Here is a 19,342-nt window from a genome sequence, read left to right as displayed (position 1 = left end):
TTATACGGCAGAGCCGATTGCGCTGTCCTGACGGCCTGACCACTGCTTCACAATTGCATAGGCAGCATCCTTGCCCTGCTGCGCGGCAGAGACCACCATGGCCTCCCCCGTCCCTGCGCCAAAAACAATATCGCCGGCCGCATAAATCTGCGGATCTGAGGTACGGCCGGTCGCGGGATCAATCTCCACTACGCCCCGCGTATGCTTAAGCCCCAGCGCCTCAATAAGGTCCATCCGCCGTTTCTGGCCGATAGCCACCACTACGGCATCCACCGGGAGCAGGAATTCCGAGCCGGCCACTGGCACGGGAGAGGGGCGTCCATCCGGCCCGGCCTCCCCGGTCAGCTCCATCCGCACACATTCGAGTGCCGCAACATTTCCCTCTTCATCCCCTACAATCCGCTTCGGCAAGGTCAGCCAGTTGAATTCCACACCCTCCTGCTTGGCGAACTCATATTCGAAATCATAAGCCGTCATCTCCCCGCGCGTCCGGCGGTAGATCATCTTCACGTTCGCCGCGCCGAGCCGCACCGAGCAGGTAGCCGCATCAATGGCCGTATTGCCTGCACCAATGACAGCGACACGCTGTCCCATCAGCTCCAGGGCAGGAATCCCGGTCTTGGTGGTCTCCACCAGCCCGATCGCATCATAGACACCGGACAGCTTCTCGCCTTCAATCCCCAGCGGAGGGACATAACCCATCCCGGCCGCCAGCACGATGGCATCATAGCCGGCCTTAAGCTCTTCTATGGAAATATCCACTCCCACCTTCATTCCCGTACGGATCTCTACGCCCAGTCTCTCCACCTGCTCCACTTCCCAGAGCGAAATGTCCTGCGGCAGCCGGAAGGAGACAATCCCGTGGGTATCCAGGCCACCGGCCAGCGGCTTCGCCTCATAGATCACCACCTGGAAGCCTTCGCGCGCCAGCTCTCTGGCCGCTGACAGACCTGCCGGTCCGCCGCCGATCACCGCTACTTTTCTGCCGTTAGGCTCACCCGCCCGGAACAGCTGGAGCCCGCTGCGGATCGCCCAATCCGTGGCGTAACGCTGCAGCAGGCCGATCTCAATCGGCGCGGAAGTGCCGTTCAGCACACAGGCTCCCTCGCACAGCTCCTCCGTGGGACATACCCTCGCGCAGCTTGCGCCGACCGGGTTGGCATCCATAATGGTCTGCGCCGACCCTCTGAGATTGTCCGTCGCGATTCTTTTGATGAAGGAAGGGATATTGATGCTGGTCGGACAGGCCTTGATACACGGCGCATCATAACAGTACAGACAGCGGTTGGATTCCTCGATGGCTCCCTTGCGGGTAAGCCCCGGCTCTGCCTCGGCAAAATTACGCATGAACAGCTCAGGTGTCAATGTGCTTAACGGTGAAGATTGCTCCATCGGGTACCCCTCCTTCTGGCCAAAGTAGCTTCCACTCTCGGCTTTGATTTATGTTATATAATATAACATTATTACGATGATCGCCTTAATATTTTGCATACTTGTAAGAATTATTGTAGTAAAATAAACTTCAAGCCGATAAAAGCGCTAATCACACTCCAATTTAAGTTAAGTTTTCTGACATATTATATTCAAACTATAGTCAATCCGCTTTTTCGTTACATTAGACAGATTGTCTAATTTCAAAAGTCACTTTTTTACCTGTGAGAATGGCCTGAGAACGAAGGGAATGAGGGGGAAGCTTATGGACTGGGAACTTGTATTTACGATCCGCGACGCGCTGAAGCGGCCGCTGTTCGCTGAAGCTGAGCTGATCGGGGGAAGAAACGGCCTGAACCGGGCCATCCGCTGGGTGCATGTGCTGGAGAGCGCAAGCCTGGAGAGTCTGATTCACGGGGAAGAGATGATTCTGACCACCGGAATGAGCGCAGGCACAGATCTGGACGCCGCCCTGTCTTTCATGCAGAATCTGATTGATAAGAATGCCGCCTGCCTGTGCATTGAGCTGGGAGCTTACTTCAGTGCCATTCCGCAGGAGATGATCGCTCTTTCGAACCTGCATGATTTTCCGCTGATTCAATTCACCCGCACTGTACGGTTCGTCGACATTACACTCGATCTGCATTCCCTCATCATCAACCGCCACCACCGGATGCTGCAAGAGCTGGAGAGTATTTCCCGCGAATTCCACCGGCTGACCCTAACCTCCCAGGGAACCCTAAAGGTCCTGCAATTGTTATGTAAAAGCACCCGCACACAGATTCTCTATATGCAGCTGCAAGGCAAACCTCTCTTCTTCCCGGCCCTTGCGCCCGAGGAGCAGCGCCCGCTGCTGGACTTCTTCGAGACCTTCAGCGAAGAGATGGAGGGAGCAGTCCCGGAGGCCGCCCCCTATATCCGGGAATACGGCCACAAGACCATCGCCGTAAAGCCCGTTGGAGCCTTAGACCAGACCTGGGCCTATATCCTGATGGTCTGTAATCATAAGCCGCAGGAATTCGACTGCCTGCTGCTCGATTCGGCCTCCTTATCCATCGCACAGGAGCTGCTGCGCACGCGGTACATGGAGGAACGGAAGCTGTTCTCGGAGAATCTGTGGGTGGATGAGCTGGTAGGGGGACGCACTCAGGACGACAACCGGCTCAAGGGACTGGTCGGCCCGGACTTCAACCTGGTCAATGAGCTGCCCTACCGGGTCTGCCTGATCGAGATCGAGAATCCCCGGGATGTCAAATGGAACAGCTCGGAGAATGACTGGGAATCCATCACCTTCCACCTCTCACTCATCCTGCGCTCCATCTTCGAGAAGTACTCCCTCCGGCCGCTGATCACCCTGAAGAACAACCGGCTGACCGTCATTGCGCTGGATATCCAGTCTAAGCTGCCCGGCAAGCTGCGCCTGCAGCAGGCGCTTGATTCCCTGCAGCATATCCGCGCCGATGAGAAGCTGAAGGACCTGCAGCTCGTCATCGGAGTCAGCAAGTCCCACCGGGGCCTGAAGCATGCTCATGCCGGTTACCAGGAAGCCGTACAAGCGCTGTCCCTCTATTCCTGTTACCAGAAGCCGGTCCTCATGTATGAGGAGTTAGGCGTCTTCCAGCTGCTGCTGAGCCTGAACGACGGCAAGACGCTGGAGAATTTCATCCGCAGCTATATCGGCCCGCTGATTGACCACGATGAGGCAAAAGGCAGCGAGCTGCTGCTGACGCTGCGCGTCTACCTCGATCATGACGGGTCGAAGCAGATCGCCGCCCGCAGCCTCTTCATCGTCCGGCAATCCCTCTACTACCGGCTGGACAAAATCACCGAGCTGCTCGGAGAGGACTTCATGCTCCCGGAGAACCGGATCTCCATTCAGGTCGCCCTGCGCGCCTACCAGTTCCTGTACCCGGAGAAATTCACTCTGCCCAGCTCCCGTTCAGCACAGCTGTGAAGGTATCGATGATGAACTGCACATCCTCATCCGTCGAGGATAACGGTGGAGCGAAGGTGAGCACATTATTGAAGCCCGCTACCGTATCGCCGTTCTTGCCGATGATCAGCCCCTTGGCTTTGCAGTCGGCAATAATCCCCTTAACCACACTTAGCTCAGCGGGCTGTTTGGTGGATTTATCCGCCACCAGCTCAATCCCAACGACCAGCCCGAAGCTGCGGATATCGCCAACCAGCTTATGCCCAAGCAGCCCGGCGAACCCGCCTTCCAGCCTGCGGCCCAGAATCCCGGCGCGTTCAACCAATTGTTCCTGCTCCAGAATCTCCAGGTTGCGCAGGGCCAGCGCACAGGCAGCCGGATTGCCGCCGAAGGTGTTCACATGACGGAAATGCCCGTAATCATCGCTGTTATCCTTGAAGGCCTCATAGATCTCCTTGCGTACAGCGGTAGCCGATAACGGCAGATAGCCGCTCGTCAGCCCCTTCGCCATTGTGACAATATCGGGCTTGATTCCGAAATTGTGGTGACCGAACTTGCGGCCGGAACGCCCGAAGCCGCAGATCACCTCGTCGATAATCAGCAGTACGCCGTGGGTACGGCAGATCTCCTGCACCCGGTCCATATAGATCTGATGCGGGACGATCACACCCCCGCCGGTAATGACCGGCTCCATAATCACCGCCGCTACAGACTCTGCACCTTCCCAGACGATCATATCCTCAATCGCCTGCGCACACTGGAGGTTGAACGCCTCTTCGGTCATGCCGGCCGGACGGCGGTAGCTGTCCGGCGGCGCCACATGCAGGAACCCGCCGCCCAGCGGCTCGTACTTGTACTTGCGCTGCGCCTGCCCGGTCGCCGCCAGGGCGCCAAGAGAGCTTCCGTGATAGCCCCGGTAGCGGGCAATGAATTTATGGCGGTCAGGCTGGCCGATCTGCTGCTGGTACTGGCGGGCGATTTTGAAGGCTGCCTCGTTCGCCTCAGAGCCGCTGTTGGAGAAGAAGATGACATACTCATCCTCAAGCCATTCATTCAGCTTCTCAGCCAGCGCGATGGCCGGCATATGGCTCTGTGTCAGCGGGAAATACGGCAGGCTCAGCAGTTGATTGTACGCCGCCTCCGCCAGCTCCTTACGACCATACCCCACATTCACACACCACAGGCCGGACATGCCGTCCAGGAATGTGTTGCCGTCGATATCGGTTACCCATGAGCCACTTGCGGAAGCGGCAATCATCGGCGGATGCTGCTCACTGTAAGGGGTCATATTATGCCACAAATACCGCTGGTCCTTCTTAACCGCCAGCTCGCTTTCTTTACCCAGACTCTGCACGGCACACTCTCCTCCTTGGGTTTCCTTCTTTTAGTAACGCGCGGTAATCATTTTCTTGCGGGTGTAGAACTCCACACCATCACGCCCGTTCGCATGCAGATCTCCATAGAATGATTTCTTGTATCCTGAGAAAGGGAAGAATGCCATCGGCGCAGGCACGCCAAGATTGACACCCAGCATCCCGGCATCGATCTCCTCGCGGAATTCGCGGACCGCCCTGGCGCTGTCCGTATAGATGCACGCTCCGTTGGCGAAGGGCGACTCATTGGTGACCGCTATCGCCTCCGCCAGATTCTTCACCCGCACCACTGACAGCAGCGGCGCAAAAATCTCGTCACGCCAGATCTTCATCCCCGGCTGCACATGATCGAAGATCGTCGGGCCCAGGAAATAGCCGCTGCCCGCAGCTGCAGCATCCTTGCGGCCATCCCGCACCAGCACCGCCTTCTCGGCAAGTCCCGCTTCAATGTAATCGATCGTCCGGTCTTTGTTCGCCTGCCGGATGACCGGGCCGAGGAATACGCCCTCCTCCTTGCCGTTCCCGATCTTCAGCCCGTTCGCAGCCTCTGCAATCCGGCTCACCAGCTCATCGGCAATGTCCTCCTGCACCACCACTACGGCGCAGGCCATGCACCGCTCGCCCGCAGAGCCGAAGGCTGCGGATAAAATATTCTTCACCGCATGGTCCAGATCGGCATCCTTCAGCACAATCGAATGGTTCTTCGCGCCGGCCAGCGCCTGCACCCGCTTACCGTGCGCAGTCCCCTGCTTATAGACATATTCCGCCACCGGCTGGGAGCCGACAAAGGAGACCGCCTTCACCTCCTCATGCGCCAGCAAGCCGTCCACCACCTCATGCGCCCCATGTACCACATTCAGCACCCCCGGCGGGAAGCCCGCTTCTGCGAACAGCTCGGCCAGCCGGTTCACCAGCAGCGGCGTCCGCTCGGAGGGCTTCAGCACGAAGGTATTCCCGCAGGCTACCGCCAGCGGGAACATCCAGCAGGGCACCATCATCGGGAAGTTGAACGGGGCGATGCCACCCACAACTCCCAGGGGATAACGGAACATGCCGGACTCTACACCTGTCGCGATATCCGGCAGCTGGCTGCCCATCATCAGCGTGGGAGCGCCGGCGGCGAATTCCACGCATTCGATGCCGCGCTGCACCTCGCCCAGCGCTTCCTCCAGGCTTTTGCCGTTCTCCAGCGTAATCAGTTCTGCCAGTTCCTTGGTATGCTGCACCAGCAGCTGCTGGTACCGGAAGAAATAGCGGGCCCGGCGCGGGACAGCGACTCTTTTCCACTCGGAAAAGGCTCTCGAAGCTGCCCCCACCGCTGCATCCAGCTCCTCCCGGCTGGAGATCGGCACATAGGCAATCACCTCACCTGTCGCCGGGTTGAACACTTCCTCCTGCCGCCCGGAGGAGGACTCCACCCAAGCTCCATTCACATAGTTCATCACTTTACCGGCCTGCCCCGTAAGCAGTGTCATCGTCTGCACCTCTTTTCCTGTGTTCGTCCGCTACCTAGAAGAGATGACCGCCTTACCAGGCGGCCATCTGCTTCAGCTATGAAAGAATCCTGTTACCTGTTATTTCGCCGCCATCTCGACAATCTCGTTCGTGTAAGCCTCCTCCACCTTGGAAGCCGTCTTAATGACCCCGAATTTCAGCGCGATATCGGCGGTCTGCTGGAAGGCGGCAGCATCCGTATAGCCCAGCCTGGAAGCATCGAAGCCCTCCGGCTGGATCAGCTTGGCAACCTCCGTCATCATCGTCAGCTGATGCTCCCGGGTCGTGCTGCCCGCTTCGGCAAGCTTCATCACACTGTCAACAGCTGCTTCGGGATCAGCAATCGCATCCGCCCAGCCCTTCAGGGAAGCGCGGACGAACTTGGCCGCCGTCTCTTTGTTGCCCTCCAGCCACTCCTTGTTAGCGAACAGATTGTCTTCGAGCATCGCCACACCTTCATCATTCATGTCGATGACACTCAGGTCCTCTGCCTTGATGCCCGACTCCAGCACCACCTGATATTCGTTATAGGTCATGGCCGAGGCCGCATCCAGCTCACCGCCCAGGAACTGGTCCATCGTGAAGCCCTGCTTGGTGAAGTTCAGATCCTTGCCTGAATCCAGCTTGTATTTATCAAACAGCGCCAGAATCTCAAACTCATTGCCGCCCATCCAGTTGCCCACCTTCTTACCCTTCAGCTCAGCCGGTGTAGTGATGCCCGCCTCCTTCTTGGATACCAGCACCAGCCCGCTCTTCTGGAAAATCTGGGCAATCTGCACCAGCGGCATCTCCTGCTCCTGGCTGGTCAGCAGACTCGCCACCCAGTCCACCCCGATATCGGCCGAACCGCCGGCCACCTGCTGCTCAGGCACGATATCCGGCCCGCCGGGCAGAATCTCGACCTTCAAGCCTTCTGCCGCATAATATCCTTTGTCCTGCGCCAGGAAGTACCCGGCGAACTGGGCCTGCGGCACCCATTTGAGCTGCAGCTTCACGGTGACCGGCTCAGCCGCCGGTTCCGTGGTTGCCGCCGCTTCCGGCGAAGCCGTTGCCGCATTCCCCGCAGTTGCTTCTGCTCCGGAGGGGCTGGCGTTGTTGTTGCCGCCGCAGCCCGCAAGCAGCGAGATCAGCATTAGAGCCGCCGCAATCCATAACCCGCCACGAGTTTTGCCCTGTTTACCCTTCATCATAGCAACTCCCCCTACCACTCAAGTTTTTTGTAATAAGACAGACTGACACAGCATGATTTCGCTCTTGTTGCTATATGCATACAGCTTGTGCCTGGCAGCTCTCTATCTCCTGCCAGTGTACAAACCGGATGTAACAGTTCCAGGGTTGCGGATATTGCGATTACAGGCCTTGCGATTACGGGTGCAGCGGATACTGCGGGAACTACACACTACGCTCTCCGGGAAGGGTGCCACTTGATAAATACCTTTTCCAGGCGCTCCACGACCAGGTAAAAGATTACTCCGGCAATCGCAGCAAGCACGATGCAGGCCCAGCCCAGCGGCATCTTGGCCACCTTGATGGAATTGGAGAGCAGATAACCCAGCCCCCGCGAGGAAAAGAAGAACTCCCCGACAATCGCCCCGATCATGCTCGCTGTAGCGTTGATCTTCAAGGCAGTGAACACATAAGGCAGACTGTTCTGAATCCGCAGATGACGGAATACCGCCCGCTTGCCAGCCGCATAGGAATGCATCAGGTCCAGCGCCAGCGGGTCCACAGCCGCCATGCCCTTGTAGGCATTGATCGCCATAGCCGCCATCGTGGTCGCGGTCACAATCGCCGCCCGTGAGCCGATGCCGTCTCCGAACCACAGGTTCATGATCGGGGCAAGCGCCACAATGGGCACGGCATTGAGGGCAGCTACCATCGTGAGGCTGCCGCCACCCCAGCGGGGCCAGACCGTAGCAGCCAAGGCAATCAGGAAGCCGCAGCCGGAGCCGATCAGCATACCAAGAACAGCTTCAGTGAGGGTATACCCGGTGTAGGAGAGCAGCAGACTGAGATTGTCCCGCATCGCTTCAGCGATGGCGGAGGGCAGCGGCAGCTGGTATTTCTTCAGATCGAAGATGCGGTGAAAGATCTGAAGCTCCCACAGCAGCAGGAACAAAGCTCCGGCAAGCAGCGGCAGCACGAACCCGGGGTTCAGCCATTTCAGGAATTTCCAAGGGTCTCCGCTGTGTTCTGTATCTGGCGCAATAACGTTGTTAGAGGACGGGAATTCACGAGCCGTATTGCTGTCCATTAGCGGCCGCCTCCTTGGGGACGGAATTCCGGCTGCCATGGGGCTACCAGACGTTCCACCAGACTCATCAGCCAATAGCTGGCCATACCCAGCAGAGCACCGACCAATACCGTGGACCAGAACATATACGTATGGGAAGGTCCGTAATAGAGATTGCGGAGCATAATAACCCCGATCCCGCGCTGCGCACCCATCAGCTCAACCAGAATTGCGCCCGTTACAGCCAGCGGTGCTGCAATCTTCAGCCCGCTGAACAGACCCGGCAGCGCTGCCGGGAAGCGCAGCTTCCAATATACAGCCCACGGCTTAGCGGCATAAGAGTGCATCAGCTCCAGAGCAGAGGGGTCCACACTCCGCAGACCGCGCAGCATATTCAGCGCCACCGGGAAAAAGGTGATATAGCCGGATATGATGATCCTCGACAGCTGCTCATCCCGCACAATTCCGTATATGATCGGTGCCAGTCCCAGAATCGGAATCATCTGCGAAGCAACGGCATACGGGAAGGCAAGCTGCTCTATCGTCCGGGAGAGGCTCATCAGCACGGCCAGCAGCACTCCAGAGAGCGCTCCGATCAGGAAGCCCACCCCAGCATTGCCGAAGGTGGCGCCCCCTTCCCGGAGAAGGGTGCCGCTGTACTGCCACAGGGTGAGCGCCACCTCGTGGACATAAGGCAGCTTGGACTGGGCCAGCGGCGTCTTCGCCACATGCAGCAGCCACCAGGAGACCGCCTCCCACAGCACCAGCAGACCGCAGATCCAGACAAGCAGCGGCAGTGCTCGCCCCCGCATTAACGCACGGTTCAGCTTCATGACTACACCCCTTCGAAGCTGTCGCGGATACGGGCGATCAGCTCGAAGAACTCCGGACTGTTCCTCATGTCCGCCGTACGCGGACGGGGCAACGGAATATCAACAACCGCCGAGAGCCTGCCCGGATGCGGAGACAGGACGAATACCCGGTCCGACAGGAAGATCGATTCGGGAATGCTATGGGTAACGAACACAATCGTGCTCTGTACCTTACTCCAGACAGAGAGCAGCTCCTCATTCAGCCGCTCGCGCGTGAATTCATCCAGCGCCGAGAACGGTTCATCCATGAGCAGAATTTCCGGCTCCATGGAGAGTGCCCGGGCAATGGCTACGCGCTGCTGCATCCCCCCGCTGAGCTGCCAGGGATACTTGTCGGCGAACCCCTGGAGGCCCACGAGATCAAGCAGCTCCAGCGCTTTGTCCTCACGGACCGATTTCTTTACGCCCAGCAGCTCCAGCGGCAGCGTAATATTATGCTTGACCTTCCGCCAGTCATACAGCACCGGACTCTGGAACACAATGCCGTATTTCTGGGCCAGCCGGGCCTCCTTGGCGCTTTTGCCTGCCACCATGATATTCCCTGCCGTTGGTGTGATAAGATCTGCCATCAGCCTCAGCAGTGTAGTCTTTCCGCACCCGGAAGGACCCAGCAGAGAGACGAACTCCCCCTTGGCAATATCAAGACTTACCTGATGCAGGGCCAGCACATCTGCCGTCTCCGTCTGATAACGCATTTCGACATGCTCCAGCTGTATTTCAGGAATTGTTGCTGCTACTAGTGACATCTCCAGTCCCCCTCCATCCCTGAATCTATTTAATGTTAATTAACATAACATAATCATCTTAATCTCTGTACTCATTCTTATTTCATGTAGGATTATTTAACATGTTACACGTTGCCCGGGAATCCCACATTAGACAAAGCGTAAGATTGAGGCTATGAAATTCCGTCACTTTGTCTAAGGGGCCGCTTACAGTGTAAATAATAGAACAGATTGCCGATAAAAATAGTAATCACATGTAGAAGCGGCTTTGCTGTCCTCACAGGGAAGGTACCGTTTTAACGTGAAACAGAAGGATACGTGTTCGCGTGAAACATATACATTCGGACCATGGGCCTACGCCGCGCCGAATGTGATCGGTTTTTCGATTACATTTGGACCACGCGCCTACGCCGCGCCGAATGTGATCGGTTTTTCGCATACATTCTATGTTGCTCGCGTCTCTCCCACAGCCGCACCAGTCCGAGCCCTGGGATGCATCCTCTTAATTCGGATGTGTGCTTTTTCTTTACTTGCATTTCATTTTGTGTCCAGGAGACTATTCACAATGTCCAATGCTTATCCCAACCCATGGAGGCACGCCCCATGGCATCTATGATTTCCAACTACATTATTATCGTTTCGATTTCCGGTGTGCTGAACGCCTTGCTCGCCCTGTTTGCTTTTTACAGGAAGACTGACTTCTCGGGTCTGCGCGCATTCATCGTCAGCTCCGCCGCCTCGGCGGTATACACATTCGCCTTTGCGCTTGAGCTCTCCGGGAACTCGATGGAACAGATTAAGTTCTGGATCAAGCTGGAGTATCTCGGAATGCCGTACATCGCACCTTCCAGTCTGCTGATGATCATGCATTTCGTGGGCTTAGAGAAGCTGATCTCCCGGAAAATGCTGGTCCTCCTCTACTCCGTCCCCGTGATCTCCACGGTGCTTGTCTGGACCAACGACTCCCATCACCTGTTCTATAAGTCTATCTACTTCCGGGGAGATGCACCTACACCGCTGGTGGATATCGTCATGGGACCCTGGTATATCGTGCAGGGCAGTCTGACCTTTGGCTGTATGCTGGCAGGTATGTGCCTGATCCTCTGGCGCTGGGGACGGATGCGGCGGGCTTACCTGCGGCAGATGCTGATTATTTTTGTCGGACAATTCCTGCCTGCGCTGGGGGCCTTCCTCTATCTGATGGACCTGACCCCGTATGGAACAGACCCTGTTCCCGTAGTGATGAGCGTAACCTCGTCCCTGTATATATGGGCCATTCTGTCCAGAGGGATGCTGACCGCCGCACCGATTGCCCGCGAGAATCTGTTCGAGAGCATGCGCGACGGTGTATTGGTCACAGACCTCTCCGACAAGCTGGTGGACTACAACCGGGCTGCTGCCGAGATGCTTGAGGATCTGGATGCCGCCGCTATCGGACGCCCGCTAGCCCAGCTCTTCCTGCCTGCCGGCAAGGAGGCGGTCGATTATGTAATGAATTCCAATCCGCAGATTAGCGAGGAGCAGGAGCTGGTATGGCATTCCGGCGAAGAAGTCCGCTATTACCAGGTCCGTTCCTCCCCGGTGCAAAAGCATGACGGCCATCTGGCCGGGCGGATGATCATGCTGATCGATGTTACCGAACGCACCCTGCTCCAGGAAAAGCTGCTGCAGCTCGCCACCATCGACAGCCTGACCGGCATCTACAACCGGACCCACTTCATGGAGCTGAGCCGCGAGCGGCTGAAGGAAGCTGCCGGCTCAGCCGCCCCCTTTTCGGTCATCCTGCTGGATATCGATTTCTTCAAGAGCATTAACGACCGCTACGGGCACCATCACGGGGATATGGCCTTGCAGCATGTAGTAAGCGTATGCCGTCAGCATGTCCGGGAGGGGGATGTCTTCGGACGGTACGGAGGCGAGGAATTCGTCTTAAGCCTGCCGGGAGCCTCCTTGAAGGAAGCGGCCCTGATCTCTGAGCGCATCCGCAGGGACATCGAGCACAGCACCTTCTCCACCTTCACAGGAACAATTAAAATCACAGCCAGCTTCGGCGTGACCGAAGCCCTCGGCCGTTCGATCTCACTGGAGGAGCTGCTCTCAGAAGCAGACCATGCCCTCTACTCCTCCAAGCGGAACGGCCGCAATAGCGTTCATCTGTATGGCGTCTCCTCCATCACCCGCTTCAAGCCCATGTGATGGAGGCAAGCCCTCTTTTCCTGCCCCGCGCGGCACCTCCCGCTTCCCCTGCGCATATCAAGTAGAAAGAATAAATAACACCCGCCGGGTATATCCGCCTGCTCTTTTGGTGATACCAGCTTCCATAGCCCTTTTCCCTCCAGTTCCTTCCTGTTTCTGCACTGATTTCAGTCACTCCTGTTCTCCTGTTGTTTGCATTGGCGGGTTTTCAGTTTAATAAGAGTTAGCCGATCCGTTCGGTCTTCATTCCGTAGTTGCGAGGGGGAGGGACTATGATCAAGATTGGGCTGACCGGCTTCGGAGACCATGAGGAGCTGTACGGCAAAATCAAACCCGCCGACCGCCTGCCCGCCTACAGCGCCCATTTTCCCATTGTGGAGATTGACAGCTCCTTCTATGCGGTTCAGCCGGTCCGAAATTACGAGAAGTGGGTACGTCAGACGCCAGAAGCATTCCAATTCATTGTGAAGGCTTACCAGGGAATGACCGGACATCTGCGGGGGAAAAAGAACTACTACGATACGCCGGAGGAGATGTACCGTGCCTTCCATACCTCTATCGCCCCTGTCCGTTCAGCGGGGAAGCTGGCGATGGCCCTGTTTCAATTCCCGCCCTGGTTCGACTGCACCAAGGACAACGTGAATTTCCTGCGTGAGGCGAAGGAGCGGCTATTGGATGTGCCCGCTGCCATCGAATTCCGTAATGATTCCTGGTACAACCCTGAGATGCGTGAACGGACCCTCCGGTTCCTGGAGCAGGAAGGCTGGATTCATACGATAGCCGACGAGCCGCAGGCTGGCTCCGGCTCCATCCCGATTGTCCCTGTCGCCACCCGGCCCGATCTCACCTACGTGCGGCTGCACGGGCGCAACACCGCAGGCTGGAATCAGAGCAGCCACCCGGACTGGCGCAAGCTCCGCTATCTCTACTGCTACAGCACCGGGGAATTGACGCAGTGGCGGGACCGGCTGCTGGAGCTTGAACAGACCTGTAAGAATATTTACGTGGTATTTAATAATAATTCTGCCGGGGATGCCACTCCTAATGCTCTGGAGCTGCAATCGCTGCTCGGGATCGACGGCGGACTGGCCCCGCGCCAGCTGGACTTGTTCACCTGATGTACAGAGGTCTACATATCTCTCTTCTACTCCTTGCTTAGGTGCCAGCATTAGCAGAATCTCCAGATCAGGATAACCGCCGGAGTCGTCTTACACATGTAAAGGAGGCCTACTAATATGAAGAGAAATCATACAATGATGCAGTTTTTTGAATGGCATGTCGCGGCGGATGGACAACACTGGAAGCGTCTTGCCCAGATGGCCCCGGAACTGAAGGCGGCGGGAATGGATGCGGTGTGGGTCCCCCCTGTTACCAAAGCCGTCTCCCCCGAAGATACCGGCTATGGGGTCTACGATCTCTACGACCTTGGTGAATTCGATCAAAAGGGCGACGTGCGCACGAAATACGGTACCAAGCAGGAGTTAATCGACGCAATTGCCGAGTGCCTGAAGAACGGCATTGCAGTCTACGTGGATCTGGTCATGAACCATAAAGCCGGAGCGGATGAGACGGAGGTCTTTGAGGTCATTGAGGTGGACCCGAACGACCGCACCAAGGATATCTCCGAGCCGTTCGAGATTGAAGGCTGGACCAAATTCGATTTCCCTGGGCGCGGGGATGAGTACTCCAGCTTCAAGTGGAATCATACTCACTTCAACGGGACCGATTTCGATGCCAAGGAAGGCCGCAGCGGCGTCTTCCGGATTGACGGCACGAATAAAGGCTGGAATGAGAATGTGGATACCGAATTCGGCAACTACGACTATCTGATGTTCGCCAACATCGATTACCTCAATGCAGATGTGAAGCAGGAAATGCTGAACTGGGGCAAATGGCTGGTCGATACGCTGCAATGCAGCGGATACCGGCTGGATGCGATCAAGCATATCAACCACGAGTTCATCAAGGAATTCGCCATGGAGATGAAAAAGAAACGCGGCGAGGATTTCTACATCGTCGGTGAATTCTGGAACTCCAATCTGGAAGCCTGCCGCGAATTCCTGAACACTGTCGATTACCAGATCGATCTGTTCGATGTCTCTCTTCATTACAAGCTGTACTCCGCTGCACTGGCAGGCCGGGACTTTGACCTGACGCATATCTTCGACGATACACTGGTCCAGACACATCCCGCGAATGCTGTCACCTTCGTTGACAATCACGATTCCCAGCCTCATGAGGCGCTGGAATCCTGGGTAGGCGACTGGTTCAAGCAAAGTGCCTACGCCCTGATTCTGCTGCGGCGCGACGGATATCCCGTGGTCTTCTACGGGGATTATTACGGCATCGGCGGCCCTGCCCCGATGGAAGGCAAGAAGGACGCCATCGATCCTCTGCTCTGCGCCCGCTATACCAAGGCCTACGGAGAGCAGGACGATTACTTCGACCATCCGAACACCATCGGCTGGGTCCGGCGCGGCGTTCAGGAGATCGAAGGCTCCGGCTGCGCTGTAGTCATCTCCAACGGAGACAACGGAGAGAAGCGGATGTTCGTGGGCGAAGCGCGCAGCGGAGAGATATGGGAGGACTTCACCCATAACCGCGGGGAGTCCGTCACTATCGGCGAAGACGGCTGGGCCGTATTCCCGGTGAACGGCGGGAGCGTGTCCGTCTGGGCGCTGCCCGAACCGAAGCCGGCCGATGCCTGCGCGGAGGAGTAAGCTTGTAGAGATGACGAATGCCGTCCCTGTTGTTAGGGGGCGGCATTGTTTTATAGGTTAGAGGTGACTCGGGGTGGAGTCAAGAGCACTAGTAGACCTTCAAAGTTAATGAAGTGATCTCCTTCCATAAATATAGTAAGGGATGAAGCTGCGTTCGTAGCGAAAAACAGGTATAAGTGTATTCTGTGCAACTAAAAACAGTGAAACGGGTGGACTTCCTCTTCTAATTGTAGTCTGTACAACTAAATATGCCCGGATTGGCGAAAATTCAGGTATAGAGACATTTTAATTGCACGAACTACATCTAAACGGAGATTTGGCGGCACATCGGACGATTTAGTTGTACGAATTACAATTAAGCCTACTCTTGCACCTTAATCGGGGCGAGGTAAACCCTCAGCAAGCCATTAGTTAAAGTATTTCTCACACGTTTAGATCCGATGAGCTACTGTGCTCCGTTTCACCTACGACTTCCTTGCTTCCGCAATCAATCTCCCATTTTACCCACATATTATCCACAAAAGAAATATATTACTCTCTATGAACCAAAACATGTTACTCATTTACTCATCCGGCCCACTCCGAGCTCAGCAAACGGGATTTATCCCCGATGTTATCCACATTTTATCCACAACCTGCATAACAACTGATGAATGCCTACAGAATTCCTATTGTGAATAACGCAAAATAGGCGAATCCACGCCGCAGGGGCTATGAATTCGCCTGTTTATGCTGTGCAAGACATAGCTTGCAGTTAGCATTTACATTTATTAGTGAACAGCTTGTGGTTAGCGGCTTGTGGTTGTGTTGTCCCCGTCAGCCCAAACGCCTGTGTCATGGTTCAGAATACGTTCGATCGGATATACCTTCCATACCGCTGTTACTACAGCCGAACACAGGACTGCTTTGAGCAGGTCGCCCGGAAGAAACGGCCACATGCCAGCCGTCAGTGCCTTGCCGAGTGTATCCATGCCTGTAGAATAGGCAAGCCAGCCCACACCGCCCGGATAAACTAACAGTGCCCCGAAGATGAAGTTAGCCGCCATCAGCTTCACAAAGGTGTATTTGTCCTGCTTAATGCGTTCGGCGAAAAAGCCAATCAGCCAGGCCACGAACGGCCAGGAGAATATATATCCGGCGGTAGGGCCAACCAGGACCGCTAATCCTCCGCTTCCGCCCATCACCTGGAACCCGGCAGCGGCAAGTCCGATTACGATTAGTACTGCAAGTGCCCCGTATCGGGCCCCAAGAATAGAACCAGCCAGCATTACCGCGAGGGTCTGCATGGTGATGGGTACCGTGGAGAAGGGCAGCGAGATTTTCAAATAACTCAAAGCTATCATGACAGCGGCAAATAAAGCACTGAATATCAGGCCGCGGGTTGTCCATTTCTTCATGGCCGGGAGGTTCCCCCTTTTTTTAAAAATATGAGAATTTATATGTTTCACGCTACAAATTATCCTTCTATTTCCCGCCAAAACGGTACCGTCCTTCAAAAGGACGGCAAAGCCGTTTCCACTTGGCATCACTATATCATCCCCCTCCAGATACATCAATCCTGAAATCTTTGTTATAATGGGTAGCAATTGTTGACTAGAGCTGGACGGAAAGCAGGCATGAGGATGATCAGGGCGCATAATATAAGCTTGTCCGTGCGGGAGGGTCAGCATCGCCGTACGGTATTGCAAGGGATTAATATTCATATAATGCCTGGGGAATGGGTAGCGATAACGGGAGCCAACGGCTGCGGCAAAACCTCGCTCATCCGCTCCTTCAACGGACTGAACACCCCCTCCGGCGGCAGTCTGTCCGTGGCCGGACTGGACCTGCGCCTGCCGGAGAACCGGACGGTTGTGAAGCAACGTGTACAGCTTGTATTTCAGAATCCCGAAGCACAGACGGTGGGCTCCACCCCCTTCGAGGATATCGCCTTCGGGCTGGAGAACCGGGGACTGGAACGGGAGCGGATGATTGCACGAATCCATGAGATTCTACAGCAGGTAGGGCTAAGCCATAAAGCAGAAGCAGAGGTATCCACGCTGTCCGGTGGAGAGCGCCAGCGCCTGGCGGTAGGCAGCTGCCTGGCACTGGAAGCTGAAATGATGATCTTCGATGAGGCCACCTCGATGTTGGACCCTGAGGGGAGATCGGATATTATGGAGCTGGCTCAGGGGCTATGGCAGACGGGCACTACCATCCTCTGGGTCACGCAGCGGATGGAGGAACTGGCCGCAAGCCCGCGCATTGCGGTGCTGGGCGAGGGACAGCTGCTCTATGACGGCAGCCCGCGCAGCCTGTTCTATACCTCAGAGCTGCCGGAGACCCTCGGCTGGCTTCCTTCTCCGGCCGTCCGGGTCGGGAAGCTGCTGCTGAAGCAGGGCTGGCCGCTTCATCTGCTGCCGCTGACCGGGCAGGATCTGGAGGAGCTGCTATGAGAATTCATACGGAACAGCTCTCATTCTGCTATGTAGGCGGCAGGCCAACGGTTCAGGATATCTCTCTGGATATCCCTACAGGTACACTGACCATCCTCTGCGGAGTGAACGGGAGCGGCAAGTCTACGCTACTACGTCTGCTCGCGGGTCTTGCACAGCCCTCCTCCGGGCAGATACTATACAATCACGGGAAGAAGCCGGACTACAAGAACCCTGAAGCAGTATCCATGGTATTCCAGCAGCCGGAGACGCAGCTGTTCGCGGGTACGGTGCATAAAGATATTGAATATGGCCTGATAGAGCGCAGGGTGTCCAAGGAGAAGCGGACGGAGATCATCGCCAGCGCCCTGGCGAAGACCGGGCTGGCTTATGATGAATTCGCCGGGCGTTCGCCCTTTCTGCTTAGCGGAGGGGAGAAACGGCGCGTATGTATTGCAGGAGCCCTGGCCGTACAGCCCGGGCTCCTGATTCTGGATGAGCCGACCGCAGGGCTGGACCCGCAGGCGGAACAGGCACTGCTCGAAATGGTGCAGGAGCTGCGTAGCAGCGGCCTGACCTTGATCATCGGCACCCACGATCTGGACAGCTTCCTGCCGGTTGCCGACAAGGTCATCGTGATGAAGCAGGGGGCTATCCATTATGACGGTCCTGCTCCGGCATTGACTGCCGATCCCGGCCTGCTGGCAGACGCCGGACTCACGCTCCCCGTCTATGCCTCCATGGGACGCAGAGCAGTGCAGCATGGCCTGCTGGAAGCAGTCCCGGATAGTCTGGAGGAGCTGCTGACCGCATTGGAAAAGCACCCGCTGCCTATCCCGCAGATGGACAAACGGCAGGCAGGCGATGTAGCCGCTGCGGGCAGAGGCGCCATATGGCCCGGCAGCCCGAACGGCAGCGCAAGCGAACACGGAACGCAGCATGGCAACGCCAGCGAACACAGTGCGCAATACAGCACAGTAGAGATCCGGCACCGGGAACATTCCCCTCAAGCCACCGGAGCGGAGACGGCCCAGGCGATCATCAAGCCCGGCAACCCGAGACAGGAGCCGACTCCTCCCCGCAGGCCCGGCTGGCAAGCTGTTGATCCCCGGGCCAAATGGCTGGGGATGATTCTCGGATCGCTGGTTCTGTTAGGGATGCACACTCTGCTTCCGCTGCTGCTTACCGCCGGGCTACTGGCCGGGCTCGCGGCTTCGGCCCGTATCTCCTGGCGCCGGGCCTTCCGCTTCTTCCGCCCGTTCCTGCTAATGTTCCTGTTCCTCTGGCTGCTGTCCGGGCTTAGCTGGAGCGCTCCCGACTTCGCACTCGGGCCGCTCAGCTTCAGCTATGCAGGACTAATGCGCGGGGGAATCAGCGTGCTGCGCTTCCTGCTTCTGATTGCCCTGGGCTTCCTGTTCACCGAGACAACCACCGGCGCCCCCTTGCGCGAGGGGCTGGAATGGGGCATCGCTCCGCTACGGACCCTGGGCATCCGCACTCGTAACTGGTCGCTTGCCGTATCCGTGACCCTGCAGTTCGTGCCGTGGATTCTCGGCAAGCTGGCCCAGCTGCAGCTTGCGCTGGGCTCACGCGGAAGACGCGCACGCGGAGTGGCCCGCTGGTCCCCGAGGCAGATCGCCCTAATCATCGTGCCTCTGCTGATCCTTGTCCTGGGCATGGGCGACGAGCTGGCGACAGCCGTAGAATCACGGGGGTATGATCCCGCCAAGCAGCGGACTCCCGTCTATCAGCTCCGCTGGAGCAGGCGCGATACACTGGCAGCGCTAGGTATTCTGGCGGCCGCAGCCATGCTGTGGTGGTTAGCGCGGATTAGCTGAGCGGATGCAGAGCGAGTCCGCGAACAAAATCACTTTAGCGGATGGATCATGCAGAAACAGTTACCACCACCTTCCCCATCGCCCGTTTGTGGGAGATCCCTCACATCAGCCCA

General features: G+C 56.9%; 14 protein-coding genes. 6 read left to right on the top strand and 8 right to left on the bottom strand.

Features of this window, described 5'->3' with window-relative positions:
* Positions 1-1,392, bottom strand: coding sequence for an NAD(P)-dependent oxidoreductase (locus NSU18_RS21615; protein ID WP_341016017.1), 1,392 nt, complete (start codon positions 1,390-1,392; stop codon positions 1-3).
* 304 nt (positions 1,393-1,696) lie between these two features.
* On the opposite strand from NSU18_RS21615, the gene NSU18_RS21610 reads away from it, so the two are divergent.
* The gene (locus NSU18_RS21610) at positions 1,697-3,385 is read left to right on the top strand and encodes a PucR family transcriptional regulator (protein ID WP_341016015.1); all 1,689 of its coding nucleotides are present in this window, start codon (positions 1,697-1,699) and stop codon (positions 3,383-3,385) included.
* Here the strand turns inward: NSU18_RS21610 and NSU18_RS21605 are convergent.
* From NSU18_RS21605 to NSU18_RS21580, 6 genes are all read right to left on the bottom strand, one after another.
* A complete protein-coding gene (locus tag NSU18_RS21605; RefSeq protein WP_341016013.1) occupies positions 3,351-4,718 on the bottom strand; it encodes an aspartate aminotransferase family protein in 1,368 nt (455 codons plus the stop codon). The two genes, NSU18_RS21610 and NSU18_RS21605, sit on opposite strands and share 35 nt — an antisense overlap.
* Before the next feature lie 30 nt (positions 4,719-4,748).
* Positions 4,749-6,212 carry a CoA-acylating methylmalonate-semialdehyde dehydrogenase gene (locus NSU18_RS21600; RefSeq protein WP_341016011.1) on the bottom strand — a complete coding sequence of 488 codons (1,464 nt, stop codon included), beginning with the start codon at positions 6,210-6,212 and terminating at the stop codon, positions 4,749-4,751.
* Positions 6,213-6,311: 99 nt separating this feature from the next.
* Positions 6,312-7,421 (bottom strand): ABC transporter substrate-binding protein, encoded by a 1,110-nt coding sequence (locus tag NSU18_RS21595; RefSeq protein WP_341016009.1) that lies wholly within the window; start codon positions 7,419-7,421, stop codon positions 6,312-6,314.
* Between the two features lie 209 nt (positions 7,422-7,630).
* On the bottom strand, positions 7,631-8,485 hold the full coding sequence (locus tag NSU18_RS21590; protein WP_341016006.1) for an ABC transporter permease: 855 nt from the start codon (positions 8,483-8,485) through the stop codon (positions 7,631-7,633).
* Positions 8,485-9,297 carry an ABC transporter permease gene (locus NSU18_RS21585; protein WP_341016005.1) on the bottom strand — a complete coding sequence of 271 codons (813 nt, stop codon included), beginning with the start codon at positions 9,295-9,297 and terminating at the stop codon, positions 8,485-8,487. The genes NSU18_RS21590 and NSU18_RS21585 overlap by 1 nt, the downstream gene beginning before the upstream one ends.
* Positions 9,298-9,299: 2 nt before the next feature.
* Positions 9,300-10,082: an ABC transporter ATP-binding protein gene (locus tag NSU18_RS21580; RefSeq protein WP_341016003.1), complete on the bottom strand. Its 783-nt coding sequence runs from the start codon at positions 10,080-10,082 to the stop codon at positions 9,300-9,302.
* 582 nt (positions 10,083-10,664) lie between these two features.
* Between NSU18_RS21580 and NSU18_RS21575 the strand changes: the two genes are divergently transcribed.
* From NSU18_RS21575 to NSU18_RS21565, 3 genes are all read left to right on the top strand, one after another.
* The gene (locus NSU18_RS21575) at positions 10,665-12,257 is read left to right on the top strand and encodes a histidine kinase N-terminal 7TM domain-containing diguanylate cyclase (protein ID WP_341016001.1); all 1,593 of its coding nucleotides are present in this window, start codon (positions 10,665-10,667) and stop codon (positions 12,255-12,257) included.
* 272 nt (positions 12,258-12,529) lie between these two features.
* A complete protein-coding gene (locus NSU18_RS21570) occupies positions 12,530-13,375 on the top strand; it encodes a DUF72 domain-containing protein (RefSeq protein ID WP_341015999.1) in 846 nt (281 codons plus the stop codon).
* Positions 13,376-13,492: 117 nt separating this feature from the next.
* The gene (locus NSU18_RS21565) at positions 13,493-14,977 is read left to right on the top strand and encodes an alpha-amylase (protein WP_341015998.1); all 1,485 of its coding nucleotides are present in this window, start codon (positions 13,493-13,495) and stop codon (positions 14,975-14,977) included.
* Between the two features lie 788 nt (positions 14,978-15,765).
* Here the strand turns inward: NSU18_RS21565 and NSU18_RS21560 are convergent.
* The gene (locus NSU18_RS21560; protein ID WP_341150023.1) at positions 15,766-16,374 is read right to left on the bottom strand and encodes a biotin transporter BioY; all 609 of its coding nucleotides are present in this window, start codon (positions 16,372-16,374) and stop codon (positions 15,766-15,768) included.
* Positions 16,375-16,659: 285 nt separating this feature from the next.
* Here NSU18_RS21560 and NSU18_RS21555 point away from each other — a divergent pair, with 285 nt between their 5' ends.
* Positions 16,660-17,412, top strand: a complete 753-nt coding sequence (locus NSU18_RS21555) for an ATP-binding cassette domain-containing protein (RefSeq protein ID WP_341150022.1) — start codon at positions 16,660-16,662, stop codon at positions 17,410-17,412.
* Entirely contained in the window at positions 17,409-19,229 is a 1,821-nt protein-coding gene (locus NSU18_RS21550) for an ATP-binding cassette domain-containing protein (protein ID WP_341015995.1), read from the top strand. Before NSU18_RS21555 ends, NSU18_RS21550 begins: the two co-directional genes overlap by 4 nt.
* The last annotated feature ends 113 nt before the right edge of the window (positions 19,230-19,342 follow it).

Source organism: Paenibacillus sp. FSL H8-0048 (assembly GCF_038002825.1).
GTDB lineage: Bacteria > Bacillota > Bacilli > Paenibacillales > Paenibacillaceae > Paenibacillus_AQ.
This window is presented reverse-complemented; position numbering and strand designations above follow the sequence as displayed.

Excerpts from the sequence above, each read along its gene's own strand:
- NSU18_RS21615 (WP_341016017.1), bottom strand. The coding sequence starts at position 1,392 with ATGGAGCAATCTTCACCGTTAAGCACATTGACACCTGAGCTGTTCATG.
- NSU18_RS21610 (WP_341016015.1), top strand. The coding sequence starts at position 1,697 with ATGGACTGGGAACTTGTATTTACGATCCGCGACGCGCTGAAGCGGCCG.
- NSU18_RS21600 (WP_341016011.1), bottom strand. The coding sequence starts at position 6,212 with ATGACACTGCTTACGGGGCAGGCCGGTAAAGTGATGAACTATGTGAAT.
- NSU18_RS21595 (WP_341016009.1), bottom strand. The coding sequence starts at position 7,421 with ATGATGAAGGGTAAACAGGGCAAAACTCGTGGCGGGTTATGGATTGCG.
- NSU18_RS21590 (WP_341016006.1), bottom strand. The coding sequence starts at position 8,485 with ATGGACAGCAATACGGCTCGTGAATTCCCGTCCTCTAACAACGTTATT.
- NSU18_RS21585 (WP_341016005.1), bottom strand. The coding sequence starts at position 9,297 with ATGAAGCTGAACCGTGCGTTAATGCGGGGGCGAGCACTGCCGCTGCTT.
- NSU18_RS21580 (WP_341016003.1), bottom strand. The coding sequence starts at position 10,082 with ATGTCACTAGTAGCAGCAACAATTCCTGAAATACAGCTGGAGCATGTC.
- NSU18_RS21575 (WP_341016001.1), top strand. The coding sequence starts at position 10,665 with ATGGCATCTATGATTTCCAACTACATTATTATCGTTTCGATTTCCGGT.
- NSU18_RS21570 (WP_341015999.1), top strand. The coding sequence starts at position 12,530 with ATGATCAAGATTGGGCTGACCGGCTTCGGAGACCATGAGGAGCTGTAC.
- NSU18_RS21565 (WP_341015998.1), top strand. The coding sequence starts at position 13,493 with ATGAAGAGAAATCATACAATGATGCAGTTTTTTGAATGGCATGTCGCG.
- NSU18_RS21560 (WP_341150023.1), bottom strand. The coding sequence starts at position 16,374 with ATGAAGAAATGGACAACCCGCGGCCTGATATTCAGTGCTTTATTTGCC.
- NSU18_RS21550 (WP_341015995.1), top strand. The coding sequence starts at position 17,409 with ATGAGAATTCATACGGAACAGCTCTCATTCTGCTATGTAGGCGGCAGG.